This is a genomic window from Actinomadura madurae, from assembly GCF_047130825.1.
Taxonomy (GTDB): Bacteria; Actinomycetota; Actinomycetes; order Streptosporangiales; family Streptosporangiaceae; genus Spirillospora; species Spirillospora madurae.
In genome coordinates this window covers 9,825,765-9,849,787 of sequence record NZ_CP083237.1, presented here as the reverse complement: position 1 = coordinate 9,849,787, position 24,023 = coordinate 9,825,765, and the positions used below count along the sequence as shown (strand labels likewise).

Here is a 24,023-nt window from a genome sequence, read left to right as displayed (position 1 = left end):
CTGGGACACGGGTGGTGGACTCACAGGCGAGGAGGGTACTCGCTGCCGTCAGTCTCGGGCGTGGATCTCGATGATCGGCGGGCGGCTCCCCGTCGGCGGGATCTTCTCGGACTGCAGGGCGAAGCTCATCACGTCCTTGAAGACCGGAGCGGCCGCATCGCCACCATAGTGGCTGCCCCGCTTCGGGTCCTGCAGGACGACCTGGACGACCAGCCGCGGATCGTCCGCGGGCGCGAACCCGGCGAACGACGCGGTGTAGCCGCCGCCGTCGTAGCAGCCGCAGCGCGGGTTGACGATCTCGGCGGTGCCGGTCTTGCCGGCGACGCGGTAGCCCTTGATCTGGGCCTTCGGAGCGGTGCCCTCCTTGGTCGTGACGCCCTCCAGCATGTCGCTGATCTGCCGCGCGGTCCGCGCGCTGATGACCTGCCTGCGCGCGGGCTCCGGCGCCGCCGTGAACCTGTCGTGCTCCCCGACGGTGCCGGCGATCAGGTTCGGCGCGACGCGGACGCCGCCGTTGGCGATGGTCGCGTACACGCTCGCCATCTGCACCGCGTTGACCGACACCGTCTGGCCGAACGCGATCGGGTAGCGGTCGGTGCCGGACCACTCGGGCGGCGGCTCCAGCAGGCCGGGCGTCTCGCCCGGCAGCGGCAGCCCGGTCTTCTGGCCGAACCCGAAGTCGCGCAGCGTCTGGTAGAGCCGCTGCGAGGTGATGCTCTCGCTGGCCATGATGGTGCCGACGTTGCTGGACTTGGCCAGCACGCCCGCGAACGTGAGCCGCTCGGGAGCGTGGTGGTGCGAGTCGCGGAACGTCACGTCGTACTTCTTGATCCGGTCCGGAACGGTGTAGGGCGTCTGCGGGGTGACGCCGCCGTGCTCCATGACCGCGGCGGCCGTGACGACCTTGCCGGTGCTGCCCGGCTCATAGGCGTCCTGGACGAGCGGGCTGCCCCAGCGGGACCGCGAGGACTCGGCGTAGTGGTTCGGGTCGAACCCGGGCGCGGAGGCCATGGCGAGCATCCGGCCCGTGCGCGGGTCCATGACGATCACGCTGCCGCCGTCCGCGCGGGTGGCCCGGACCTGCTTCTCGATCGCCTCCTGCGCCTCGAACTGCAGGTCGCGCTGAAGGGTCAGCCGGACGCTCCGCCCGGGAACCGAGGGGCGCTTCTGGTCCTCGCCCATGGGGATGTGCTGGCCCTCGGGGCTGATCTCGACCCGCTGCCAGCCCGCCTTCCCGGCGAGCATGCCGTTCAGGGAGCTCTCCAGCCCCGCGGCGCCCTTCCCCGAGTCGTTCACGAACCCTATGACGCTCGCCGCCAGCGAATCGTTGGGATACTCCCGGCGATATTCCGGCAAAGTCCCGATACCGAGGAAGTTCCACGAGCTGACCAGCCGCGCCTGGTCGGGACGGACGCCGTGCGCCAGGTACACGAACCGGGTGCCGGTCTTGCTGAGCTGCTTCATCAGGGTCGCCGGGTTCAGCCCGAGGGTCGGGGCCAGCGCGTTGACGATCGGCTGCCGCTTCTCCGGCTTGATCAGAGACGGGTCGGCGAAGATCGCCCGCGCCTCCACCGTCATCGCCAGCGGGTTGCCCTGCGCGTCGGTGATGTCGCCGCGCACGGCGGGCAGCGTGATGTCGCGCACCCGCTGCTTCATCGCCTGCTCGGTGTACTTGCCGGACTCGATCGTCTGGAGCTGGACGAGCCGCCCCGCGAACAGCGACAGCACGAACGCGACGACGAGCAGCCCGACGTTGAGCCGCTTCAGGGGGTCGCGCCGGTGGAACGGCATCCGGGGCCGCGGCCCCTGCCCCGGCGGCCGCCTGCCGCCGGACCCGCCGGGCCGCGGGCCGCGCGGCGCCCCACCACTCGCGCGCGCGGACCGGCCGTCGCGCGCCGTCCGGGCCGCGTCCTTCTTACCGGGGGCGGTCCTGGCGGGCGCCTTCCGCGCGGCCTGCCGGGCGGGCGTCCCGGCGGTGCCGGCCCCCTTGGGCCCGGCCTCCTTGCGGGAGGCCTCTTTGCGGGGGGCGGGCACCATGCCGCTGCGCGCGGGACGGCGGGCGGCGCTGCCCTTCTTGCCCGGCCGTCCCGCGCCGTCGGCGCGCCCGCCGGCGGGCGGGCGCGGCGTTCCACCTGTCTGACGCCCGGACGCGCGCGCCGCGCCCGGGCCGTTCTTGTCGTCCCGCCCGGCCGCGCCGCGAGGACCGCGCCCGTCCGAGCCGCGTTTCCGGCCGGGCGGGGGCCCGGCGGCACCGCGTCCCGGCCGTTTCGTCACCGTGTCCCCCGCTCCCCGATGGGCCCGCGTCCGATCACGGCGCCCCGTTCCCGGTGCCCTGGCCCGTGCGGTGACCCGCGCCCTGGCCGGAACCCTGGCCGGAACCCTGGCCCGCCCCGGTGCGGGTGTCGGCGGGCGGGACGCCGTCGCCGGGCACCACGGTGCCGGGGACGCCGAGGACGCCCGCCGCGCCGGCCGACGCCGCGGCCGCGTGCGGGACGGCTCGGATCCGGCCGCCGCTCGGCCGGCCGGTGTCGGTGGAGAAGAAGGTCGGGTCCTCGCCCTTCTTCATGCCGAGCGCCTCGGCCTTGTTCGACAGCTGCCGCGGGGAGCCCTCGCGCGCGATCTCCTCCTCGTAGGCCTGGCGCTGCTGTTCGAGCTGCTTGTTGCTCTGCTGCAGCCGCGTGAGCGTGAACGCGTCCTTGGCGAGGACGGTGTTGAGCAGCAGGAGGCTGACCAGGGCGCCGCCGAGCAGGCCGACGATGAGCAGCACGAACGGCGTCCGCGGCGCCGCCTGGGCGGCGCGCCGCGACGCGGCCGGCTTCGCGCTCTTGGCGGACGCGCTCTTCGCGGGCGCGGCCTTGGCGGCCGTGCCCGTGGCCTTCGCCGTCTTCGCGGCGGCGGACCCGCCCCTGGACGGCGCGTCCTTGACCGGTGCCTTCTTCTCCGGCGCCTTCTTGGGCGGTGCCTTCTTGGGCGGTGCCTTCTTGGCCGGGGCGGCGCCGTCCGGGCGCTCCGGGGCCCGCTTCTTCGGCGTCCTGGCCGGCGGGCGCCTGCTCGTCGTCGTCATGTCGCCTCCCGGACCCGCTCCGCGGCGCGCATCCGCACCGATCCGGCCCGTGGGTTGGTCGTGGTCTCCTCGTCGGACGGCAGCTCGGCCCCGCGGGTCAGGAGCCGGAACCTCGGCTCGTGCTCCGGCAGCGGGACGGGCAGGTCCGGCGGGGTGGTGTCGGCCGCCTGGGCGGCGAGGACCTGCTTGGTGATGCGGTCCTCGAGGGAGTGGTAGCTGAGGACGGCGACCCGGCCCCCGACCGGGAGCGCGTCCAGGGCGGCGGGCAGCGCCCGGCGCCAGATGTCGAGCTCGCCGTTCACCTCGATGCGCAGCGCCTGGAACGTCCGCTTGGCCGGGTTGCCGCCGGTGCGGCGCGTCGCGGCCGGGATCGAGGTGCGCACCAGGTCGGCGAGCCGCCGGGTGGACTCCAGCGGGGCGCGCTCGCGCTCCCGGACGATCGCCGCGGCGATCCGCTGGGCGAACCGCTCCTCGCCGTACTCGCGCAGGATGCGGGCGAGCTCGGCGGGCGGGTAGCCGTTGACGACCTCCGCCGCGGTGAGGCTCTGCGTCCGGTCCATCCGCATGTCGAGCGGGGCGTCGTACGAGTAGGCGAAGCCGCGGCCGGACTCGTCCAGCTGCGGGGAGGAGACGCCGAGGTCGAACAGGACGGCGTCCACCGCGGGGACGCCGAGCCGGCGCAGCACCGCGGGGATCTCGTCGTAGACGGCGTGCTCCAGGGTCGCGCGGTCCCCGAACGGGGCGAGGCGGCGCGCGGACCGCTCCAGCGCCGTGGTGTCGCGGTCGAGGCCGATGAGGCGCAGCTCCGGGACGGCCCGCAGCATCGCCTCGGCGTGACCGCCCATGCCGAGCGTGGCGTCGAGGTACACGGGCGCGCGGCCGGTGACGGCCTCGGCGGCGGGGATGAGCAGCTCCAGAACGCGACCGAGCATCACCGGTACGTGACCGGCGCCGTTCGCGTGGTTCCCCACGTCCATGCTTCACCCCCTGTACTGCCACCTCGCTCGCGGACTGTGTGGCATCGCCGGCCCGGACCGTCCCCACCCCCGGCGGCGGCCTCGCCCGGCCAGGTCCCCATCCGCTGCCCTGAGGAAGATCACCGCGTTGCCCGCGGGGGGTCGCCGTCTGGCACCGGGGAAGCTGCGCCAGCTGGCTCGGAGAGCGGCTGGAGACCTGGCCGAACGTGGGCCAGTGCCGGTCAACGGACCGACGAGTCGTTTCTCAGAGGATCCCTGGCAACACCTCCTCCGAGACGTCGGAGAACGTCTGCTCCTCCTGCTCCAGGTAGGTCTCCCAGGCCTGGGCGTCCCAGATCTCCAGACGCGTGTTGGCCCCGATGACCGTGCAGTCGCGGGTGAGCCCCGCGTACTTGCGCAGGGGCGGAGGAATGGTGACGCGGCCCTGCTTGTCGGGCACCTCGTCCGAGGCGCTGGCGAAGAAGACCCGGCTGTAGCCCCGCACCGCCTTCTCGGTGACCGGGGCGGCACGCAGGGCTTCGGTAATCCGCTGGAACTCCGCCATGGGGAAGACGTACAGGCAGCGTTCCTGGCCCTTCGTGATCACCAATCCCCCCGACAGCTCCTCGCGGTACTTCGCCGGCAGGAACAGTCGTCCCTTGTCGTCGAGGCGCGGGGAATGGGTGCCGAGGAACACCGGCCCCACCTCCCGCGCCGCATGGGGCGCTACCGCCCCCCACGGCGCCCCACTCTACTCCACTCTTCCCCACCGTCAACAAGGAAAACACCGTCCGTGCGCCGTTCTGCCGCGCGAATCCGCAGGTCAGGGAGGGTGGTGTCGAGTGGGGCCCAGCGGGCCCGCCCGCGCGGCGCGGCGGGGCGCGCCGACGCGACGACCGGCCGCCGGAAGCGCACCGGACGGGGTCGGAGGGGCGGGGTGGAGGGAAGTGGTGGGCCGGGAGTGGCGTTTGCCGTCCTTCCCGTAGAGCACAATTGGCTCGCGTTCCACATGAACATCGCAGTGGGCCTTCCGACGACGTACTGTCGTTTGGAACGGCTGAGGAGGGTTTGGTGGCAGTAGGCACGCACGGCGAGTCGTTCATGGAGACCGACCCCCCGGCATCCCACCCGGCCCGGCGCGGCGCGCGGGGCCACGACGCGCCGGGCGGTCTCGACGGGCTCGCCCAGGTGGCGAACAAGATCCGGGACGCCGTGGAGTCGGTGATCGAGGGGAAGCCCTCGGTGGTGCGGCTGGCCCTGACGGTGCTGCTGGCCGAGGGGCACCTGCTGATCGAGGACGTGCCCGGGGTCGGCAAGACGATGCTCGCGAAGGCGCTCGCGCGCTCGATCGACTGCTCGGTGCGCCGGGTCCAGTTCACGCCCGACCTGCTCCCCAGCGACATCACCGGGGTCAGCGCCTACAACCAGGAACTGCGCGAGTTCGAGTTCAAGCCGGGGCCGATCTTCGCCAACATCGTGGTCGGCGACGAGATCAACCGGGCGTCGCCGAAGACGCAGTCCGCATTGCTGGAGTGCATGGAGGAGCGGCAGGTCACGGTCGACGGCACCACCTACACGCTGGAGCCGCCGTTCATGGTGATCTCCACGCAGAACCCGGTGGAGATGGAGGGCACCTACCCGCTGCCCGAGGCCCAGCGCGACCGGTTCACCGCCCGCATCTCGATGGGCTACCCGGACCCGGCCGCGGAGCTGGAGATGCTCGACACGCACGGCGAGACGTCCCCGCTCGACCGGCTCACCCCGGTCGCGCACGCCGAGGACGTCCGCGACCTCATCGAGGTCGTGCGGCGCCAGCACGTCGCGCCCCCGGTGCGGCAGTACGCCATCGACCTCGTCTCCGCCACCCGGCGGCACCCGGAGCTGCGGCTCGGCGCCTCCCCGCGGGCGACGCTGCACCTCGTGCGGGCCGCGCGGGCGTACGCCGCGCTCGACGACCGCGACTACGTCGTCCCCGACGACGTCCAGGAACTCGCCGTCCCCGTCCTCGCGCACCGGCTGCTGCCGACCGCCGAGGCGCAGGTGGAGCGGCGCCGTCCCGAGCAGGTGGTCGCCGACCTGGTGAAGCGGCTGCCGGTGCCCTCCCCCGGGAAGTGACCCGGTGCGACGGGCGCTGGCCGGCCTGACCACACGCGGACGGTCCTTCGTGGCGGCGGGGGCGACGGCGATCGTCTGCGCGGTCGTGCTCGGCGAGCGCGACCTGCTGCGCGCCGGCGTGCTCGTCCTGGTGCTGCCGCTGCTGTGCACGCTCGCGGTGTCGCGGACCCGGTACCGCCTGGCGTGCGCGCGGCGGCTGGAGCCGGCGCGGCTGCCGGTCGGCCGCGAGGCCCGCGTCGACCTGCGGCTGGAGAACGTGTCGCGGCTGCCGAGCGGGCTGCTGATGGTGGAGGACCGGGTCCCCTACGCTCTCGGCGGGCGCACCCGGTTCGTGCTGGAGCGCATCGAGCCGCACGGCACCCGCGAGCTCGGCTACCGGATCCGCTCGGACGTGCGCGGGCGGTACCGGGTGGGGCCGCTGACGGTCCGGCTCGCCGACCCGTTCGGGATGGTGGAGCTGCTCCGCTCGTTCAGCCTGTCCGACACGCTCACCGTGACGCCGGCGATCGTCCCGCTGCCGGCGAGCCGGCTGGCCGGCGGGTGGGCGGGCGGCGGCGACAGCATCGCCCGCGCGGTCTCCGCCGCGGGCGAGGACGACGTCGCCCCCCGCGACTACCGGCACGGCGACGACCTGCGCCGCGTGCACTGGCGGTCCACCGCCCGGCGCGGGGAGCTGATGGTGCGGCGCGAGGAGCAGCACTTCCAGAGCAGCGGGACGCTGTTCCTCGACACCCGCCGCTCCGCGCACTGGGGCGACGGGCCGGGCGGCTCGTTCGAGCAGGCCGTGTCGGCGACCGCGTCGATCGGCGTCCACCTCGTCCGCACCGGGATGAGCCTGCGGTACGTCACCGACCGGGGCGAGGCGCTGCCCGCCGCGCCGTCGGAGGGGGCGTTCGAAGGGCTGCTGCTGGACGCGCTGGCCGTGGCCCGCCGGTCCAAGAGCGGATCGCTGTCGGCCGGGCTGGCCGCGCTGCGCGGCGGGACCGGCGAGCACGGCGGCCGGGAGGGGAACGGGCTGGTCATCGCGGTGTTCGGCACGCTGTCGGACGAGGAGGCCCGCACGGTGGCCGCGGTGCGCCGCGGCGCCGGGACGTACGTGGCGGTCCTGGTGCAGGGCGGGCCGGCCGCCGGGGCGCCCGCCGGCGACGGGACGGGTGACGGGACGGGTGACGGGACGGGTGACGGGACGGCCGCGGGGCTGCTGCGCGCCGGCGGCTGGCGGGTGGCCACCATCCGGTCCGCGGCGGAGCTGGCCGGGGCGTGGACGCAGGCCGGCAAGGCAGGCGAGGACTTCGTCAAGGACGGTTCATGAGGATCCGGATGACGGTGATGGCCGCGCTGGCGACGCTCGCCGGCTCGCTCGGCCTGTACCCGCTGTACGAGCAGGCCGGATGGTTCTGGGCCGGGTTCGGCGCGGTGCTGTCGGTGTCCGGCGGCGGGCTGCTGGCCCGGCGGATGCGGATGCCCGCGCTGGTCGGGCTCCTGTTCGGGCTGGTCGCCCTGATCCTGTACCTCAACCTGGTCTACGCCTCCGACGAGGCGTGGCTGGGGTTCGTCCCGACCCCGGAGTCGGTGCAGTACCTCGGCGCCCTCACCGACGAGGGCTGGCGGGCGGCCAACCGGTACGCGGCGCCGGTCCCGCTCGTCCCGGGGATCTCGATGCTGACCGCCGCCGGCATCGGCCTGGTCGCCGTCCTGGTCGACCTGCTGGCCGTGCGGCTGCACCGCACCGCGCCCGCGGGGCTGCCGCTGCTCGCCATGTACAGCGTGCCCGCCGCTGTCCGCGAGGACGGCGTCGGCTGGCTCGCGTTCGGCCTCGGCGCGTGCGGCTTCCTGGCCCTGCTGATGGCCGACGCCCGCGAGCAGGTCGGCGGGTGGGGCCGGACGGTGACCACGCGGCGCCGCCCGCGGGTCGTCCCGATGGCCGGAACGGCGCCGCACCCCGGGGAGGCCGCCGCCCTGCCCGAGACGTCGGCGCTGGCGGCGAGCGGCCGCCGGATCGCGGCCGGCGCGGTCGCCGTCGCGGTGCTGGTGCCCGCGGCCGTCCCGGGCCTGCAGCCGCGCGGCTTCTTCGGCTTCGGCGGCGGCGCCGGCCAGGGCACGCAGACCGTGACGACGCCCGACCCGCTGGTCAGCCTGAAGCGGGAGCTGACCCGGCTGGACGACTCGGTCGTCCTCACCTACCGGACCGACGACAGGGAGAGCCCCGGCTACCTGCGCCTCTACGCCCTCGACCAGTTCGACGGGGACCGCTGGACCTACAGCCCGCTGAAGAGCAGCTCCAGGGACCGGGTGAGCGACGACCGCGACCTGCCGCCCCCGCCCGGCCTGGGCATCGCGTCGGTGCACGAGGTGACGACCCGGGTACGGGTGCGGCCCGAGGTGAGGAACATGACGTTCCTGCCGGTGCCGTACGCCCCGTCCCAGGTCTCGATCAGGGGCGACTGGCGGGTGCACGCCCCCTCCCTCATGGTCTACTCGCTCCGCGACTCCGCGGGCGGGCGCTCCTACACCGTCAAGAGCCTGCGCGCGACGCCGTCCGCCGGCCAGCTGGCCGCCGCGGGCGCCTACCCGGCCGACATCGTCTCGCACTACACCGCGGTGCCCAAGAACGTCCCGCAGCAGGTCAGGAGGCTCGCCGCGCAGGTCACCGCCGGGTCGGCCACCGCGCTCACGCAGGCGGTGCGGCTGCAGCGCTGGTTCACCTTGAACGGCGGGTTCACCTACGACCTGTCGGCGCCGGCGCCGCAGCACGGCAGCGACCTCGTCGACTTCCTCCTGCACAGCAAGCGCGGCTACTGCGAGCAGTTCGCCGCGGCGATGGCGCTGATGGCCCGGATCCTCGGCATCCCGTCCCGGGTGGCGATGGGCTACACCCCGGGCTCGGAGGTGAGGCCCGGCGAGTGGGTCGTCCGGTCGCGCGACGCGCACGCCTGGCCGGAGCTGTACTTCGAGGGCTCCGGGTGGGTGCGCTTCGAGCCGACGCCCGCCGGGGCCGCCGGCCAGGGCACCGCCGTCGCGCCCGGCTACAGCGAGCCCGCCATCAGCACGGCCGGCCCCGAGAGCGAGACCGCGCCGTCGCCGGAGAGCTCCTCCCCCGAGGACTCCGCGACCGCGTCCCCGACCACCGGGCCCGGCCACCGCAACGACGAGGGCCCGGGCGGGTCCACCAGTGCCCAGGACGGCGACGAGGGCGGCTTCGCCGCGGCGCCCTGGCTCGCGGGCGCGGTGCTGGCGCTGCTGCTGATGGCCGTGCCGATGACGGTGCGGATGCTCACCCGGCGCCGCCGCTGGACGGCGCTCGCCCCGCCGCCGGCCGATCCCTCCCCGCGCCGGCCGGGCCGGGCGCGGGCGCCCTCGGCCGACCCGGCCGGCGCGGCGCACGCCGCCTGGCGGGAGCTGCGCGCCGACGCTCTCGACCACGGGCTGGAATGGCGGGCCAGCGACTCCCCGCGCGCCACCGCGCGCCGGCTCGGGGAGCTGCTCGAACTGGACGCGGAGGGCACACGCGCCCTCACTCGCATCGCCAGGGCCGAGGAGCTGGCGCGCTACTCGCGGACCCGTCCCAGCGAGCCGGCGGAGCGGCTGCGCGCCGACGTCCGGACGGTCCGTGAGGCGTTCGCCTCGTCCGTGGGGCGCCGCGCCCGGTGGCGCGCCCGGCTGATGCCGCCGTCGACGGTGGCGCAGACCCGCTCCGCGTTCCGCACGGCGGCGGACCGCGTCCTCGACGTCACCGCCCGCCTGAACGAGTTGCCGGCCCGCCTGCGCCGCCGGTAGGCGGCCGACTCCGGACACGGGACCCCGGACGCACGGGCCCCCGGACACGCGTTCGTCCCGGCCTCGCGGTCGGCCCGCGAACGGCCGGGACGATCTGAAGACTCCCGCCGGCCGGGCGCCGTCCGGGGACGTCCCCGGAGGACACTCGGCCGCTCAATGTCCATCTGGGGGACGACCCCCAGCCCCCCGAAAAACCGGACTGAGCGTCGCCCTCCACTCCGCAGAACTCCGCTCCAGACGCCGCTCAGTGTCCATCTGGGGGACAACCCCCAGCCCCCCGAAAACCGGACTGAGCGTCGTCCTCCGCTCCGCAGAACTCCGCTCCAGACGCCGCTCAATGTCCATCTGGGGGACAACCCCCAGCCCCCCGAAAACCGGACTGAGCGTCGTCCTCCGCTCCGCAGAACTCCGCTCCAGACGCCGCTCAGTCGCCTTCGGTGCGGCGGCGCCAGCGCTCTTCCATGCGCTCCATGAAGCCCGCCTTGGCGGGACGGGCCTGCCGGCCCCCGCCGCCGCCCTGGGCGGGCTCGCTGCCGATGCCGGTCATCCGCTTCCAGCTCGTCAGCGCCCAGACGCAGCAGACGACCATGAGCAGGAAACCGGTCACGCTGATGGCGATGGTGACCGTGCCCTCGTTGATCACAAGACCGGCCATCAGGGCGCTCACGCCCACGACGAACCCGAGGGCCGCCTTGACGATCCGGCGCTTGTAGTGGACCTGGGGGTTGGTCGAGCGAACCGCGTGAGCGAACTTCGGATCCTCGGCGTACAACGCCGATTCGATCTGTTCGAGCATGCGCTGCTCGTGCTCAGAGAGCGGCACGGCACCTCCCAACGACAGCTCCGCGACGGGGTATCCGATGCGGGACGCGAACGTCAACGGTGATATGCCCAGAATACGAGCACTGTCGAGCGTACGAAAGCGAACGGCCCGTCGAGGGCCCGGTGCCGGTCACCCCACAGCCTTCTTTCATTGTCTTCCGTCCCTGCCGTCACGTCCGTCACCATCCGCCGCACGCCGCACCAGCGCGGCGGGACGAACCGCGCCGCGGCCGAACCGGTGCGCGACCTGGTCCATGGCTCGCTCGGCCTCACGCCAGCCGCTGTCCGGCTCGTCGAGGGCGAGCTGACGGGGGGCCTCGCCGGCGGGACGCAGGTTCTCCACCCGCACCCCGACCAGACGGAGTCGTACCCGTTCCAGACCGGCCCCCTCGTACAGCTCGCATGCTGTGACATAGATCACACGAGCGAGATCGGTCGGCTCGGGGAGCGTCCGCGCCCGGGTGATCGTCCTGAAGTCGGCCATCCGCAGTTTGACGCTGATCGTCCGGCCGGCGTTCCCGCTCTCGCGCAGCCGCGCGCCGACCTTCTCGGCCAGCCGCAGCAGCTCCCGGCGGACGACCTCCGGGTCGTCGACGTCGACGTCGAAGGTCTCCTCGGCGCCGATGCTCTTGTCGGGCGTGTGCGCGACGACCTCCCGCGGGTCGCGTCCCCAGGCCAGCTCGTGCAGGTGCGCCCCGAGCGCGTTGCCCAGCTCGCGCCGCAGCGTGGCCGGCGGGACCTGGGCGAGCTGCCCCACGGTCCGCAGGCCCAGCCGGGTGAGCGCCTGCTCCGTCCGCTCCCCGACGCCCCAGAGCGCCGCGACGGGCAGCGGGTGCAGGAAGTCGGTCACGCCGTCGGCGGGCACGACCAGCAGGCCGTCCGGCTTGCACCGGGTCGAGGCGAGCTTGGCGACGAACTTGGTGCTCGCCACCCCGACCGAGCAGGTGATGCCCTGCTGGGCCCGGACCTGCTCGCGGATCAGCCGCGCGATCTCGGCGGGCCGGCCGAGCCGCCGCCGGGCGCCCGCCACGTCCAGGAACGCCTCGTCCAGGGACAGGCCCTCCACCAGCGGGGTGACCGACCGGAAGATCTCGAACACGGCCGCCGACACCCGGGCGTACTTGGCGTGGTCGACCGGCAGCACCACCGCCCGCGGGCACAGCCGCCGGGCCCGCGACATCGGCATCGCCGAGTGCACGCCGAACGTCCGCGCCTCGTAGGACGCCGCGGACACCACCCCGCGCGGCCCGGCGCCGCCCACGATCACCGGGCGGCCGCGCAGCTCGGGGCGGTCGAGCAGCTCGACGCTGACGAAGAAGGCGTCCATGTCGACGTGCAGGATCGAGCAGCCGGAGTCGTCCGCGGGCGGGCCCGGCTGCGGGCCGGGCCGGTGCAGCTGCTGCTTGCGGCTCACGGCCCCGTCATCCGGCCGGCTTGTCGGCCACCAGGTGCAGCTGGGTGGCGAGGTCGCGCAGGACGGGATGGACGGCCGCCACCGACTCCAGCGCGATCAGCGCGTCCGCGGAGCCGGCGTCGCCGTCCAGCAGACCGCTCGGCACCAGGTCGGCGAAGATCCGGACGCCGTGCAGCTCGGCGACCCGCAGCCCGGCGCCGCGCACCAGCGCCGACAACGTCTCGCGGGTGAACCGGCGGGGCATCCGATCGCCCTCGCCCCACCGCCCGGCCGGGTCGGTCAGCACCCGGCGGGCGTCGTCGAAGTGCCCGGACACCGCGCGGTGCAGCGCGGCGGCGATCTGCCCGGCGACCAGCACGCTGACCGAGCCGCCGGGGCGCAGGGCGCCGGTCAGCGCGGCCATCGCGGCGCCGGGCTCGTCCACGTACTCCAGCACGCTGTGGCACAGCACGAGGTCGGCGGCGCCGGGGCCGAGCAGGTCGGGGAGGTCGACGGCGTCGCCCTGCATCGCGCGCACCCGCACGCCGGACTCGGCGGCGCGGCGCTCCAGCGCGGCGAGGGCGTCGGGGTTGGCGTCGACCACGGTGACCCGGTGGCCGAGCTCGGCGAGCGGGACCGCGAACCCGCCGGTGCCGCCGCCGACGTCCACGACGTCGCTCTGGCCGGCCTCGGGGGTGATCCGCTCCAGAACGCCCCGCAACGCCTCCCAGAGCACCGCATTGCGAACCCGGCTGTATCTCATTGCGGTCCCCTCCTCCTTCGGGCCTTGGCGGCCCTCCAACGTCGGGAACCGCGCGCGATCGCTGCATCGCTCCGGCTCGCCTCGCGGCTCGCTGCGCGATCAGGTTCTCGCTTCGCTCGACCCTGCCTTCGGACGCGATCGCAAGCGTTGAGGTGGGTGCGTGCCGCGGTGCCGGTTGAGGTGGTCACAGTGAGAACTGCCTGGCCTTTCATCGTCGGCACCCGCGTGCTCCCGGATCAGAGGGACAGGGAGGGCTTGAGCTGCTGGAGGCGGGAGAGGAGGCCGTTGACGAAGCGGGGGGACTCGTCGGTGGACAGCTCGGTGGCCAGGCGGACGGCCTCGCTGATCGCGACGGCGTCGGGAACGTCGTCCACCCACAGGAGCTCGAACGCGCCCATCCGCAGGATGTTGCGGTCGACGACCGGCATCCGCTCCAGCGTCCAGCCGGTCGCGTAGGTGGCGATCAGCTCGTCGACGCGCTCCCGGTGCTCCTGGACGCCCTCGATCAGCCGGACGGCGTGCGGGTACTCGGCCAGCTCGTCCTGGTTGGGGCGGCCCCGGGCGGCGAGCACCGCCGCGGGCTCCTCCTCCCGCAGCTCCGCCGCGAACAGGATGTCCAGCGCCAGTTTGCGCGCCTTGGTGCGAGCCGCCATCAGCCGCGGCCGAGGTACTCGCCGGAGCGGGTGTCGACCTTGACCTTCTCGCCGGTGGTGATGAACAGGGGGACCTGGATCTGCGCACCGGTCTCCAGGGTGGCGGGCTTGCTGCCGCCGGTGGAGCGGTCGCCCTGCAGGCCGGGCTCGGTCTCGGTGATCTCCAGCACGACGGCCGCGGGCAGCTCGACGTACAGCGGGTTCTCGTTGTTGAAGGCGATCACGGCGTTCTGCTCGGGGAGCAGGTAGTTCGCGGCGTCGCCGACGACGGTGGCCGGGATGTGCGGCTGGTCGTAGGTCTCGGTGTCCATGAAGACGAAGTCCTCGCCCTCGCGGTAGAGGTACTGCATCTCCCGCTTGTCGACGCTCGCCACCTCGACCTTGGTGCCGGCGTTGAAGGTCTTGTCGACGACCTTGCCGGACAGGACGTTCTTGAGCTTGGTACGGACGAACGCGCCGCCCTTGCCGGGCTTGACGTGCTGGAATTCCAGGACGGTCCACAGCTGGCCGTCGAGGTTCAGCGTCATGCCGTTCTTCAGGTCGTTCGTCGTCGCCACTGCGTTGTTCTCCCGGTCGCGACCCGCGCGTCTACAGGACGAGCAGGTCCTTGGTCGTTGTGGTGAGGAGCTCCGGGCCGCCCGCGCGGACCACGAGCGTGTCCTCGATGCGCACGCCGCCGCGGCCCGCGAGGTAGACCCCCGGCTCCGCGGTGATCGGAACCCGATCCACCAGCTTACCGGTCTTGTCGTACCCCATGAGCGGCGCTTCGTGGATCTCCAGGCCGACGCCGTGCCCGAGCCCGTGGGGGAACGCGTCGCCGTGCCCGGCCGCCGCGATGACGTCCCGGGCGGCTGCGTCGACGGCCTTGGTCTCGGCGCCGGGGACGGCGGCGTCGAGCGCGGCCCGCTGCGCCCGGTGCACGAGGTCGTAGAGGTCGCGCTGCCAGTCCGCCGGCTCGCCGATCGCCACGGTGCGGGTCATGTCGGCGTGGTAGCCGCCGTACAGGGCGCCGAAGTCCAGGGTGACGAGGTCGCCGCGCTCCAGCTCGCGCCCGCCCGGGTGGTGGTGCGGGACGGCGCCGTTCGGCCCGGAGGCGACGATCGACTCGAACGCGGGACGCTCGGCGCCGAGGTCGACCATGGCCCGTTCGAGCGCGACCGCGACGGCCCGCTCGGTGACGCCGGCGCGGATCTCGGAGAGGACGGCCGCGAACGCACGGTCGGTGATGGCGCAGGCCTCGCGCAGGAGGGCGATCTCCTCCTCGTCCTTGACCCTGCGCAGGTCCTCGACGAGGTGGCCGAGCGGGATCAGCTCCCCCTCGGCGTCCGCGGCCAGGCCGGCGTGCTGCTCGACCGTCATGTCGTGGGCCTCGAAGCCGACGCGGCCATGGCCGTCTTCGGCCGCCCTCTTCAGCAGGACGTGCGCCACCTGCCGGTCGACGATGACGGGCAGCTCGGGGCAGACCTCGGCGGCCATGCCGGCGTACCGGCCGTCGGTCGCGAGGACGGCGTCCCCGCCGGCCGGGACGAGCAGCGCGGCCCGGGAGCTGTCCAGGCCGGTCAGGTAGCGGACGTTGACGAGCCGGGTCACCAGCAGGGCGCCGGCGTCCCGTTCGGCGACGAGCGCGGCCAGCCGGCGGCGCCGCGCGAGGTGCGTCTCCCCCATGGCCAGGACTCTAGGCCACCCGCGCGGCGGCCGTCTCGACGCGGTCACGAACATGAGAAACTCTCGACTTTTGCTGGAGGGCTGGCCTAGGTTGACCGGGCGTGTGCTCCGTCCGTCCCCCCGCATGGACTTCCCCCGGGAGTGATTCACCGTGACCCGAGTCAGCCGCCGCAGACTGCTCGGCACAGGCGCCCTCACCGCCGCCGGAGCCGTCGTCTCCGCCGCCGCGGCACCGCCCGCCGCCGCCCGCACCGCACCGCTCGGCGCCGACGTGGTGATCGTCGGCGCCGGCCTGGCCGGCCTCACCGCCGCCCGCGACCTCGTCGCCGCCGGGCGGTCCGTCATCGTCCTGGAGGCCCGCGAGCGGCCCGGCGGGCGCGTGTACGGGATGCCGCTCGGCGACGGCACCACCAACGAGGGCGGCGCCGAGTTCATCGGCCCCACCCAGGACCGCATCGCCGCGCTCGCGAAGGACATGGGCGTCGGTACCTACCCCACGTACAACACGGGCAAGAACGTCTACTACCGCAACGGCAAGCGGTCCCTCTACGAGACCGACGGCATCCTCGGCGCCGTCCCGCCGGACTGGGGCGTCGTCGACCTGGAGCTGGCCCTGCTGCGTCTCGGCACCATGATCAAGGAGGTGCCGGTCGGCGAGCCGTGGCGGGCCGCCAAGGCCGAGGAGTGGGACGCCCAGACCTTCCACACCTGGTCGCGGGCCAACACGATCAGCAGCGGCGCGCGGTTCCTCATGGACGCGTTCGCCTCCTCGACCCTGTCGGTGCGCTCGCAGGAGGTCTCGCTCCTGTACGTGCTGAACTACGCGGCCTCGGCGGGCAACGCGAGCACCCCGGGGACGATCGACCGGCTGATCAACACCAAGGACGGCGCGCAGGAGTCCCGGTTCGTCGGCGGCTCGCAGGAGGTGCCGATCCGGCTGGCGGCGAGGCTGGGCGACATCGTCCGCTACAACGCGCCGGTGCGGTCCATCGTCACCGGCTCGGGCGGCGTGACGGTCACCGCCGACGGCGTCACGGTGTCGGCCGAGCGCGTCATCGTCGCGATGTCGCCCGCGATCGCCGACAAGATCGACTACTCGCCGGCCCTGCCCGCGAGCCGGGCCCAGCTGACGCAGCGCTACCCGATGGGGTCGGTCGCCAAGTTCGTCGCCGTCTACGACACGCCGTTCTGGCGGGCGGACGGCCTGACCGGGCAGGCGATCGCCGACAGCGGCGCGATCGACGCGACGTTCGACAACAGCCCGCCGGACGGGTCGCGCGGCATCCTGATGGGCTTCATGAACCAGGCCAACATGCGGAGGCTGGACGCCGCGCCCGCCGACGACGTCCGCGCGGCGGGCCTGGACTCGTTCACCAAGCTGTTCGGGAGCCAGGCGGCGAACCCGAGCCTGACGGCGTTCCAGCGCTGGGACAACGAGATGTGGAGCGGCGGCGGCCCGGTCGGCGTCGCCCCGCCCGGCGCGCTCACCGCCTTCGGCCCGGCGCTGCGGGCGCCGTGCGGCCCGATCCACTGGGCCGGCACCGAGACGTCCGACTACTGGACCGGCTACATGGACGGCGCCGTCCGCTCCGGCGAGCGCGTCGCCAAGGAGGTCCACGCGGCCCTCTGACGCCGCCTCCCCGCGAGCCGTTCCCGCGCGGTTCCGCCGTCCCGGAAAGTAAGGATCAGATGGCGATCCGGACGGCGGAACCGTGCGTCTCATCCGGAGGACACGGATGAACGACGGAACGGAATCCGATGGTGCGGTACGGGAGACGGTCGGAGCGGGGCCTGGCGGCGCTGCTGGCGTTCGGCGCGCCCGGGGCCGGGCTCGCGATCGTCGTCGCCGAGGCCGCCCTCGCCGCCCACGGCCCGTCGGCGCTCATGGAGAACTGGGCGGGCACCGCGCTGATCATCGTGATGCTGCTCGCCGGGTACGGCCTGATCGTCTTCACGCAGCTGCGCTACGAGAACATCCTGGTGTTCTTCGGCGCCTTCCTCCTGCTGTCCTTCGGGGCGGGATACGTCGCCGAAGCGGTGCGGGAGCAGGCGTTGCACGAGCGGGGACGGACCACGGCGTGCACGGTGCAGAGTGTCGACCGGCGCGAGGTCACCAGCACCGACAGCGAGGGGCACACGACCACGCGCGTCTACTACGACCATGACCTGGCCTGCGCCGAGCCGCGGGTGCGGAAGATCACCACCGGTCCCCCGCCGGCGGCGAAGCGAGGCGACCGCATCCAGGTCGTGTACGACCCGCGCGGCCGCCTCCACCCGCGCCCCGGCGCCTCGGTCGAGGACCCGGGCGCCACCCTGAAGCGGGGAGCCGCCCTGTTCGGGGGCGGCGTCCTCCTGCGCGTGCTGTACGAGCTGAGGGTCCCGCCGTTCGGTCCCGGGTTCGGGCCGGGGTTCGGCGGCCTGGGCCGCAGGTGGCGGACGCGCCGGATGCGGCGGTCCTTCAGAGACCGGCCGCCATCTCCTTGACCTTCTCGATCAGGGCGAGGCGGCCCTTGTGGTCGCCGGCGATCGGGGTCACGTTGAGCGTGGTGACACCGGACTCCTTCATCGCCGCGAGCCGCTCGCGGACGTGCCCCTCGGAACCGATGAGGGACATCTTCTCCAGCAGCTCCTGCGGGACCTTGGCGGCGGCCTCGTCCTTCTTGCCGTCCAGGTACAGGTCCTGGATCTCCTCGGCCTCCTTCTCGAAGCCGTAGCGGCGGGCGAGGTCGTTGTAGAAGTTCTTGCCCTTGGCGCCCATGCCGCCGATGTACAGCGCGGCCATCGGGCGCCCGAACTCCAGGAAGCCCTGCACGTCGTCGCCGATCGCGAGCGGGGACTGCCCGACGACGTCCAGCTCGCCGAGGGCCGGGTCGCGCCTGGCCTTGCCCTCGGCGAGGGCCGGGCCCCACACGTCCCTGGCCTTCTCCGGCATGTAGAAGATCGGCTCCCAGCCGTTGGCGATCTCCGCGGTCAGCTCGACGTTCTTCGGGCCGATCGCGGCGACCAGGATCGGGATGTCGGCCCGCACCGGGTGGTTGATGAGCTTGAGCGCCTTCCCGAGGCCGGTGCCCTGTCCCTCCGGCAGCGGCAGCGTGTAGTACTTGCCGTCGTGCTGGACGCGCTCGCGCCGCCACACCTTGCGGCAGATCTCGATGATCTCCCGGGTGCGGCCGAGGGGCGCGGTGTAGGGGACGCCGTGGAAGCCCTCGATGACCTGCGGGCCGGACGCGCCGATGCCGAGGGTGAACCGGCCGTCGGAGACGTAGTCCAGGCCGGCGGCGGTCTGCGCGATCGCGGTCGGCGTCCGGGAGTAGATGTTGAGGATGCCGGAGGCGATCTCCAGCCGCTCGGTCCTGGCGGCGATGTAGCCCATCTGGCTCACCGCGTCGTAGCTGTAGGCCTCCGCGACGTAGACGATGTCGAGGCCGGCCTTCTCGAAGTCGGACAGCTCCTCGACGGTCTCCTTGAAACCGCCCGAGTAGCTGAGCGCCATCCCGATGCGCATGGTGTCCGCGCCCCTTCCCTGCAAACCGAATCCGATTCCGGTCAACGTAACCTACTCCCCCCTCCCGGCCGGGACACGGGGGTCAGCCGAGCGCCGGGCCGTTCAGCGCGTCCAGTGCCGGCCGGTACAGGGCGGTGCGGATCTTGGCCACGACCGCGCCGTCCTTGCCCGCCTGCGACGCGGCGTGCTCGACGGCCGCGGGCAGCACCTCGTCCTCGGCCGCCGCGCGCTGCACGATCCCGGCGGCCAGCGCCTGCTCGGCGGTGTAGCGGCGGCCGGTGAGCATCGCCTCGTGCGCGGTGGCCTTCGGCAGCCGCGAGGTGATCAGCGCGTTCATCCCGGGGGTGAAGCTCATCCCGAGGTCGACCTCGGGCAGGCAGAAGTAGCCGCGGTCCGTGCGCATGACGGCGAAGTCGTGGGCGAGGGCGAGCATCCCGCCGCCCGCGAACGCGTGCCCGTTCAGCGCCGCGACGGTCGGCATCGGCAGCGACAGGAGGCGCGCGTACAGCGCGTGCACCCGCCCGAGGTACTCCTCGAACCTGTCCTGGTTGGCGCCGAGCCAGTCCAGGTCGAGTCCGTTGGAGTAGAACTTGCCCGTGCCCACGGTGACGAGGGCGCCGGACCCTCCGCCCTTGGCCACCTGGTCCAGCGCGCCCTCGACCTCGCCGAGGAAGTCGGGGCTGAACCGGTTCTCACCCGCGTCGAACCGCAGGACGTGCACGTCCCCGTCGCGGCGGAGCTCGATCATGAAGGTCTCCTCGATCCGTGCCTGAGCCCCGACCCTACTCGCCGGTAGCGGGCGGGAAGACCATGCAGGTCGTCGTCCCGTGCGCGACGAGCTTGCCGTCGGCGTTCGTGACGCGCCCCTCGGCCGTCGCGACCCTGCGCCCCATGTGGACGGTCGTGCCCTCGCACACCAGCCGCCCGCCCTCCAGCGGCACCGGCCGGACGAAGTTCACCTTCAGCTCCAGCGACGTGTAGCTCGCCCCCGCGGGCAGCGAGGTGTGCACCGCGCAGGCCATCGCCGAATCGAGCAGCGTCGACATGATGCCGCCGTGCACGGTGCCGAGGGGGTTGCTGAACTCGGCCCGCGGCGCCAGGGCGAACACGACCCGGCCGGGCTCCAGCGTCTCGGCGGTCATGCCGAGCAGCGCCCCGATGCCGTAGCTCGCCTCCCCGTTCTTGCCGAGCAGCTCCTTCAGCTGCTCCAGGCCCGCCGTGGTCTCCATGCCAGAGCCCCCCATTCGGTATGACGTCCGTCATAGCCAGCTTTTTCCATGACGACCGTCATGGTCAACGCGATGACCATATGATGAATGTCATAATCGGTCCATGGGGACCGACAGCCGGGAACGCATGGTGCGCAGCGCCGCCTTCCTCTTCCGCGAACGCGGCTACAGCGGGACCGGGTTCCGCGACGTCATCGCGCACAGCGGCGCCCCGCGCGGGTCGATCTACCACCACTTCCCCGAGGGCAAGGCGCAGCTCGCCGAGGAGGCCGTCCGCTACGCCGGGGAGTTCCTGAACGCCGGCATCCTCGCCGCCACCGAGAGCGGCGACGCCGCGTCCGCCGTGGACGCCTTCGTGGGCTGGTGGCGGCAGGTCCTGATCAAGAGCGAGTTCCGCGCCGGCTGCCCCGTCGTCGCCGTCACCGTCGAGTGCCACGACGACGCCCCGCAGCTCGCCGCCGCCGCGGCGGCGGCGTTCGGCCGCTGGCAGGACACCCTCGCCACCGGCCTCGGCAACGCCGGCGTCCCGGACGAGCGCGCGTCCCGCCTGGCCCGCCTCATCGTCGCCGCCGTCGAGGGCGCCACCATCCTCTGCCGCGCCCACCGCGACGTCGCCCCCCTCGACGACGTCGTCACCGAACTCAAGGACATGGCCAGACGGGCAGCCCAAGAGGAATGACGCCGCCCTCCGCTCCGCTGGCGCTCCGCTCCGGTCGCCAGTGGGTCCGCACACCCTCGCCGGGGGTGGTCCGCTCCGGGCGCGGGTCCGCGTGCCCTCGCCGGGCGCTCCGCTCGGGTCGGTTCACCCGCCGGGGGTGGTCCACTCCGGGCGGGGGTCCGCGCGCCCTCGCCGGGGGTTAGGGGGATTCGGTGGTCAGTTCGGCTATGGCTTGGAGGGCCAGGACGTAGGACATGGGGCCGAAGCCGGCGATGGTGCCGGTGGCCACGCCGGCGACGACGGAGGTGTGGCGGAACTCCTCGCGGGCGGCCGGGTTGGTGATGTGCACCTCGATGAGGGGGGCGGTGCGCTGGGCGAGCGCGTCCCTCAGCGCGTAGGAGTAGTGGGTGAACGCGGCCGGGTTCAGGACGACCGGGATGCGCAGGTCGGCGGCCTCGTGCACCCAGCGCAGCATCTCGGCCTCGTCGTCGGTCTGCTTGAAGTCGACGTTCAGGTTCAGGCGGCGGCCGGTGTCGCGGCACAGCGCGGCGAGGTCGTCGTAGCTGGTCGTGCCGTACTTGTCGGGCTCGCGGACGCCGAGGCGCCGGAGGTTGGGCCCGTTCAGGACGAGGACGGGGGTCATCGGCCGACCTTCCGGTACGCCGCGGCGAGCAGGGCCTCGTCCGGGCCTTCGAGGCGGCCCGGCTCGGCGATGCCGTCCAGGACGACGAAGCGGAGCGTCGCGCCGCGGGACTTCTTGTCGATGGTCATGGTCTCGCGCAGGCCGGGCCAGTCGGCGGCGTAGGAGACCGGCAGGCCGACGGAGGAGAGCACGTCGCGGTGCCGCTGGACGACGGCGGCGGGCAGGCGGCCGGCGAGGTGGGCCAGCTCGGCGGCGTAGACCATGCCGATCGCGACGGCGTGGCCGTGCCGGAACCGGTAGTCCTCGGCCTTCTCGATGGCGTGGGCGAGGGTGTGGCCGTAGTTGAGGATCTCACGCAGGCCGCTCTCCCGGAGGTCGGCGGAGACCACGTCGGCCTTGACCCGGACGGCGCGCTCGACCAGCTCGCGGGTGTGCGGGCCGTCCGGGGAGGCGGCGCCCCGCGGGTCGTCCTCGACCAGGTCGAGGATCTTCGGGTCGGCGATGAAGCCGGCCTTGATGATCTCGGCGAGGCCGCTGATGTAGTCCTCGCGCGGCATCGTCACGAGCGTGGCGAGGTCGCACAGCACGCCGGCGGGCGGGTGGAACGCGCCGACGAGGTTCTTGCCCTCGGGGACGTTGATGCCGGTCTTGCCGCCGACGGCCGCGTCCACCATGCCGAGCAGCGTCGTCGGGACGAGCACCGCCCGCACGCCGCGCAGCCAGGACGCCGCCGCGAAGCCGGCGAGGTCGGTGGTCGCGCCGCCGCCGACGCCGACGACGACGTCGGTGCGGGTCATGCCGAAGCGGGCGAAGGACGACCAGAGTCCGGCGAGGACGCCGACCTCCTTGGCCGCCTCCCCGTCCGGGACCGGCAGCGCGTGGACGGTGTACCCGGCCTGTTCGAGCGCGCCGCGGACGGGCCGGGCGATCTCCGGCAACCCCTCGGCGTGGACGACGGCGACGGTCCGCGCCCGGTCGCCGACCATGCCGGGCAGCTCGCCCAGCACGCCCGTCCCGATGAGGACGTCGTACGGGTCGGCGCCGCCGACGTGCACCCGCGTCACCGTGCGGACTCCAGCGCCTTCGCGACGTCCTCGACGATGTCGGCGGGGTCGCGGCCGTCGGTGTCGACCTGCACGGTGCCGAGCCGCTCGTAGATCGGGAGGCGCTCTTCCAGCAGCTTGCGCATCTGGCTGCGCGGGTTCAGCACGAGCAGCGGCCGGGCGGACGCCAGGCCGACCCGCTTGATCGCCTCCGACAGGCCGACCCGCAGGTAGACGACGGTGTGCCCGGCCAGCAGCTCCTGGGTCTGCGGCGCGAGGACGGCCCCGCCGCCGAGCGCGACGACCCCCTCGTGCTCGGCGAGCGCCGCGGCGACGGCGTCGCGCTCCAGCTCGCGGAAGCGCTCCTCGCCGTCGTCGATGAAGATCTCGCCGATCGGCTTGCCCGCCGCCCGCTCGATGTCGGCGTCGGTGTCGCGCAGCGGCACGCCGAGCCGGTCCGCGAGCGCGGTGCCGATCGTGGTCTTGCCCGAGCCGGGCGGCCCGATGATGACTGCCTTCGGTCGCATGATGCCGTTCACTTGATCGTCAGGGAGGACAGGTAGCCCCGCAGGTTGCGGGCGGTCTCCTCGGCGGTGTCGCCGCCGAACTTCTCCATCGCGGCGTCCGCGAGCACGAGCGCCACCATGGCCTCGGCGACCACCCCGGCCGCGGGGACGGCGGTGACGTCGCTGCGCTGGTTGATCGCCTTGGCGGGCTCGCCGGTCTTCACGTCGACGGTGTCCAGGCGCCGCGGGACGGTCGAGATCGGCTTCATCGCGGCGCGCACCCGCAGCACCTCGCCGGTCGTCATGCCGCCCTCGACCCCGCCGGCCCGGTTCGTGCGCCGGCGGATCCCCTCGGGGGTGCCGTCGATCTCGTCGTGCGCCCGGGACCCGGGGCGGCGCGCGGTGGTGAACCCGTCGCCGAGCTCCACGCCCTTGATCGCCTGGATGCCCATCAGGGCCCCGGCGAGCCGCGAGTCGAGCCGCCGGTCCCAGTGGACGTGGCTGCCGACGCCGGGCGGCAGCCCGTAGGCGAGGACCTCCACGACGCCGCCGAGCGTGTCGCCGGCCTTCTTCGTCTCGTCGATGTGCGCGACCATCCTCGCCGACGCCTCGTCGTCGAAGCACCGGACGGGGCTGTCGTCCACCCGTGCGAGGTCGCCGGGCCCGGGCAGGACGCCGTCGGGCGCCGCGACCTCGCCGAGGGCGATGACGTGGCTGAGGACGTCCACGCCGAGGGCCTGCTTGAGGAACGCCTTGGCGACCGTGCCGAGCGCGACCCGCGCCGCGGTCTCCCGGGCGCTCGCCCGCTCCAGCACGGGACGCGCGTCGTCGAACCCGTACTTCTGCATGCCGACCAGGTCGGCGTGGCCGGGCCGCGGCTGCGACAGCGGGGCGTTGCGCGCCTGGGCGGCGAGGACGCCGGCGTCCACGGGGTCGGCCGACATGACCGTCTCCCACTTGGGCCATTCGGTGTTGCCGACCTCGATCGCGACGGGCCCGCCGAGCGTCACCCCGTGCCGGACGCCGCCGAGGACGGTCACCTTGTCCTGCTCGAACTTCATCCGGGCCCCTCGCCCGTGGCCGAGCCGCCGGCGGCGCAGTTCCTCGGCGATGTCCCCCGAGGTCACGCGCACACCGGCCGGCAGCCCCTCCACGATCGCGGTCAGGGCCGGGCCATGGGACTCCCCCGCGGTCAACCAGCGCAGCATGCGAACGATCCTATTGACTCCGG

23 protein-coding genes are annotated in these 24,023 nt (G+C 73.7%); 6 read left to right on the top strand and 17 right to left on the bottom strand.

From position 1 onward, the window contains the following. Window positions 1–48: 48 nt before the first annotated feature. The 4 genes from K8Z49_RS46170 to mraZ all read right to left on the bottom strand — a co-directional run bounded on the left by K8Z49_RS46170 (window position 49) and on the right by mraZ (window position 4,717). Window positions 49–2,274, bottom strand: a complete 2,226-nt coding sequence (locus K8Z49_RS46170) for a peptidoglycan D,D-transpeptidase FtsI family protein (protein WP_083597227.1) — start codon at window positions 2,272–2,274, stop codon at window positions 49–51. A 34-nt stretch (window positions 2,275–2,308) separates the two neighbouring features. Further along, window positions 2,309–3,064: a hypothetical protein gene (locus K8Z49_RS46165; RefSeq protein ID WP_075019891.1), complete on the bottom strand. Its 756-nt coding sequence runs from the start codon at window positions 3,062–3,064 to the stop codon at window positions 2,309–2,311. Then, on the bottom strand, window positions 3,061–4,041 hold the full coding sequence (rsmH, locus tag K8Z49_RS46160) for a 16S rRNA (cytosine(1402)-N(4))-methyltransferase RsmH (protein WP_021599719.1): 981 nt from the start codon (window positions 4,039–4,041) through the stop codon (window positions 3,061–3,063). Before rsmH ends, K8Z49_RS46165 begins: the two co-directional genes overlap by 4 nt. 244 nt (window positions 4,042–4,285) lie before the next feature. Continuing rightward, a complete protein-coding gene (mraZ, locus tag K8Z49_RS46155; RefSeq protein WP_021599720.1) occupies window positions 4,286–4,717 on the bottom strand; it encodes a division/cell wall cluster transcriptional repressor MraZ in 432 nt (143 codons plus the stop codon). A 404-nt stretch (window positions 4,718–5,121) separates the two neighbouring features. Between mraZ and K8Z49_RS46150 the strand changes: the two genes are divergently transcribed. Genes K8Z49_RS46150 through K8Z49_RS46140 form a run of 3 tightly spaced genes read left to right on the top strand, consistent with a single transcriptional unit; the run spans window position 5,122 to window position 9,912 of the window. Next, complete coding sequence (locus K8Z49_RS46150) at window positions 5,122–6,135, top strand: AAA family ATPase (protein ID WP_021599721.1); 1,014 nt, start codon at window positions 5,122–5,124, stop codon at window positions 6,133–6,135. A gap of 4 nt (window positions 6,136–6,139) precedes the next feature. Next, complete coding sequence (locus K8Z49_RS46145) at window positions 6,140–7,447, top strand: DUF58 domain-containing protein (RefSeq protein ID WP_412517062.1); 1,308 nt, start codon at window positions 6,140–6,142, stop codon at window positions 7,445–7,447. Then, window positions 7,444–9,912 carry a transglutaminase TgpA family protein gene (locus tag K8Z49_RS46140; protein WP_075019889.1) on the top strand — a complete coding sequence of 823 codons (2,469 nt, stop codon included), beginning with the start codon at window positions 7,444–7,446 and terminating at the stop codon, window positions 9,910–9,912. Before K8Z49_RS46145 ends, K8Z49_RS46140 begins: the two co-directional genes overlap by 4 nt. 424 nt (window positions 9,913–10,336) lie before the next feature. On the opposite strand, the gene K8Z49_RS46135 is transcribed toward K8Z49_RS46140, so the two are convergent. The 6 genes from K8Z49_RS46135 to K8Z49_RS46110 form a co-directional block, all read right to left on the bottom strand. Beyond that, window positions 10,337–10,735: a DUF3040 domain-containing protein gene (locus tag K8Z49_RS46135; protein WP_111833386.1), complete on the bottom strand. Its 399-nt coding sequence runs from the start codon at window positions 10,733–10,735 to the stop codon at window positions 10,337–10,339. Window positions 10,736–10,882: 147 nt separating this feature from the next. Next, window positions 10,883–12,148 (bottom strand): DNA polymerase IV, encoded by a 1,266-nt coding sequence (locus K8Z49_RS46130; RefSeq protein ID WP_412517061.1) that lies wholly within the window; start codon window positions 12,146–12,148, stop codon window positions 10,883–10,885. A gap of 7 nt (window positions 12,149–12,155) precedes the next feature. Continuing rightward, entirely contained in the window at window positions 12,156–12,890 is a 735-nt protein-coding gene (locus tag K8Z49_RS46125; RefSeq protein WP_024935577.1) for a methyltransferase domain-containing protein, read from the bottom strand. A gap of 236 nt (window positions 12,891–13,126) precedes the next feature. Beyond that, window positions 13,127–13,543 carry a transcription antitermination factor NusB gene (gene nusB, locus K8Z49_RS46120; protein WP_021595581.1) on the bottom strand — a complete coding sequence of 139 codons (417 nt, stop codon included), beginning with the start codon at window positions 13,541–13,543 and terminating at the stop codon, window positions 13,127–13,129. Further along, complete coding sequence (gene efp, locus K8Z49_RS46115) at window positions 13,543–14,100, bottom strand: elongation factor P (protein ID WP_021595582.1); 558 nt, start codon at window positions 14,098–14,100, stop codon at window positions 13,543–13,545. The genes nusB and efp overlap by 1 nt, the downstream gene beginning before the upstream one ends. A 31-nt stretch (window positions 14,101–14,131) precedes the next feature. Further along, window positions 14,132–15,208, bottom strand: coding sequence for a M24 family metallopeptidase (locus K8Z49_RS46110; RefSeq protein ID WP_021595583.1), 1,077 nt, complete (start codon window positions 15,206–15,208; stop codon window positions 14,132–14,134). A gap of 151 nt (window positions 15,209–15,359) precedes the next feature. Between K8Z49_RS46110 and K8Z49_RS46105 the strand changes: the two genes are divergently transcribed. Together K8Z49_RS46105 and K8Z49_RS46100 are read left to right on the top strand one after the other, a co-directional pair. After that, on the top strand, window positions 15,360–16,838 hold the full coding sequence (locus K8Z49_RS46105; protein WP_075019888.1) for a flavin monoamine oxidase family protein: 1,479 nt from the start codon (window positions 15,360–15,362) through the stop codon (window positions 16,836–16,838). A 128-nt stretch (window positions 16,839–16,966) separates the two neighbouring features. Next, entirely contained in the window at window positions 16,967–17,692 is a 726-nt protein-coding gene (locus K8Z49_RS46100) for a hypothetical protein (protein WP_412517060.1), read from the top strand. Here K8Z49_RS46100 and K8Z49_RS46095 read toward each other — a convergent pair. From K8Z49_RS46095 to K8Z49_RS46085, 3 genes are all read right to left on the bottom strand, one after another. Beyond that, the gene (locus K8Z49_RS46095) at window positions 17,667–18,713 is read right to left on the bottom strand and encodes an LLM class F420-dependent oxidoreductase (protein WP_412517059.1); all 1,047 of its coding nucleotides are present in this window, start codon (window positions 18,711–18,713) and stop codon (window positions 17,667–17,669) included. The genes K8Z49_RS46100 and K8Z49_RS46095 overlap by 26 nt on opposite strands. Before the next feature lie 82 nt (window positions 18,714–18,795). Continuing rightward, window positions 18,796–19,461 (bottom strand): enoyl-CoA hydratase-related protein, encoded by a 666-nt coding sequence (locus K8Z49_RS46090; RefSeq protein ID WP_412517058.1) that lies wholly within the window; start codon window positions 19,459–19,461, stop codon window positions 18,796–18,798. Window positions 19,462–19,495: 34 nt separating this feature from the next. Further along, complete coding sequence (locus tag K8Z49_RS46085) at window positions 19,496–19,942, bottom strand: PaaI family thioesterase (RefSeq protein WP_021595588.1); 447 nt, start codon at window positions 19,940–19,942, stop codon at window positions 19,496–19,498. A 103-nt stretch (window positions 19,943–20,045) separates the two neighbouring features. On the opposite strand from K8Z49_RS46085, the gene K8Z49_RS46080 reads away from it, so the two are divergent. After that, window positions 20,046–20,621, top strand: coding sequence for a TetR/AcrR family transcriptional regulator (locus K8Z49_RS46080; protein ID WP_021595589.1), 576 nt, complete (start codon window positions 20,046–20,048; stop codon window positions 20,619–20,621). A gap of 178 nt (window positions 20,622–20,799) precedes the next feature. Here K8Z49_RS46080 and aroQ read toward each other — a convergent pair whose 3' ends face one another. Genes aroQ through aroC form a run of 4 tightly spaced genes read right to left on the bottom strand, consistent with a single transcriptional unit; the run spans window position 20,800 to window position 24,000 of the window. Then, window positions 20,800–21,243, bottom strand: a complete 444-nt coding sequence (aroQ, locus tag K8Z49_RS46075; protein WP_021595590.1) for a type II 3-dehydroquinate dehydratase — start codon at window positions 21,241–21,243, stop codon at window positions 20,800–20,802. Then, on the bottom strand, window positions 21,240–22,307 hold the full coding sequence (aroB, locus tag K8Z49_RS46070) for a 3-dehydroquinate synthase (RefSeq protein ID WP_075019885.1): 1,068 nt from the start codon (window positions 22,305–22,307) through the stop codon (window positions 21,240–21,242). The genes aroQ and aroB overlap by 4 nt, the downstream gene beginning before the upstream one ends. Next, entirely contained in the window at window positions 22,304–22,813 is a 510-nt protein-coding gene (locus K8Z49_RS46065) for a shikimate kinase (RefSeq protein WP_024935578.1), read from the bottom strand. Before K8Z49_RS46065 ends, aroB begins: the two co-directional genes overlap by 4 nt. Window positions 22,814–22,821: 8 nt before the next feature. After that, window positions 22,822–24,000: a chorismate synthase gene (gene aroC, locus K8Z49_RS46060; RefSeq protein ID WP_075019884.1), complete on the bottom strand. Its 1,179-nt coding sequence runs from the start codon at window positions 23,998–24,000 to the stop codon at window positions 22,822–22,824. Window positions 24,001–24,023 lie beyond the last annotated feature (23 nt).

Bases quoted from the DNA above. Each gene is read 5' to 3' on its own strand.
- K8Z49_RS46165 (WP_075019891.1), bottom strand. From the start codon at position 3,064: ATGACGACGACGAGCAGGCGCCCGCCGGCCAGGACGCCGAAGAAGCGG.
- rsmH (WP_021599719.1), bottom strand. From the start codon at position 4,041: ATGGACGTGGGGAACCACGCGAACGGCGCCGGTCACGTACCGGTGATG.
- K8Z49_RS46150 (WP_021599721.1), top strand. From the start codon at position 5,122: ATGGAGACCGACCCCCCGGCATCCCACCCGGCCCGGCGCGGCGCGCGG.
- K8Z49_RS46140 (WP_075019889.1), top strand. From the start codon at position 7,444: ATGAGGATCCGGATGACGGTGATGGCCGCGCTGGCGACGCTCGCCGGC.
- K8Z49_RS46125 (WP_024935577.1), bottom strand. From the start codon at position 12,890: ATGAGATACAGCCGGGTTCGCAATGCGGTGCTCTGGGAGGCGTTGCGG.
- nusB (WP_021595581.1), bottom strand. From the start codon at position 13,543: ATGGCGGCTCGCACCAAGGCGCGCAAACTGGCGCTGGACATCCTGTTC.
- K8Z49_RS46110 (WP_021595583.1), bottom strand. From the start codon at position 15,208: ATGGGGGAGACGCACCTCGCGCGGCGCCGCCGGCTGGCCGCGCTCGTC.
- K8Z49_RS46100 (WP_412517060.1), top strand. From the start codon at position 16,967: ATGGTGCGGTACGGGAGACGGTCGGAGCGGGGCCTGGCGGCGCTGCTG.
- K8Z49_RS46095 (WP_412517059.1), bottom strand. From the start codon at position 18,713: ATGCGCATCGGGATGGCGCTCAGCTACTCGGGCGGTTTCAAGGAGACC.
- K8Z49_RS46090 (WP_412517058.1), bottom strand. From the start codon at position 19,461: ATGATCGAGCTCCGCCGCGACGGGGACGTGCACGTCCTGCGGTTCGAC.
- K8Z49_RS46085 (WP_021595588.1), bottom strand. From the start codon at position 19,942: ATGGAGACCACGGCGGGCCTGGAGCAGCTGAAGGAGCTGCTCGGCAAG.
- K8Z49_RS46080 (WP_021595589.1), top strand. From the start codon at position 20,046: ATGGGGACCGACAGCCGGGAACGCATGGTGCGCAGCGCCGCCTTCCTC.
- aroQ (WP_021595590.1), bottom strand. From the start codon at position 21,243: ATGACCCCCGTCCTCGTCCTGAACGGGCCCAACCTCCGGCGCCTCGGC.
- K8Z49_RS46065 (WP_024935578.1), bottom strand. From the start codon at position 22,813: ATGCGACCGAAGGCAGTCATCATCGGGCCGCCCGGCTCGGGCAAGACC.
- aroC (WP_075019884.1), bottom strand. From the start codon at position 24,000: ATGCTGCGCTGGTTGACCGCGGGGGAGTCCCATGGCCCGGCCCTGACC.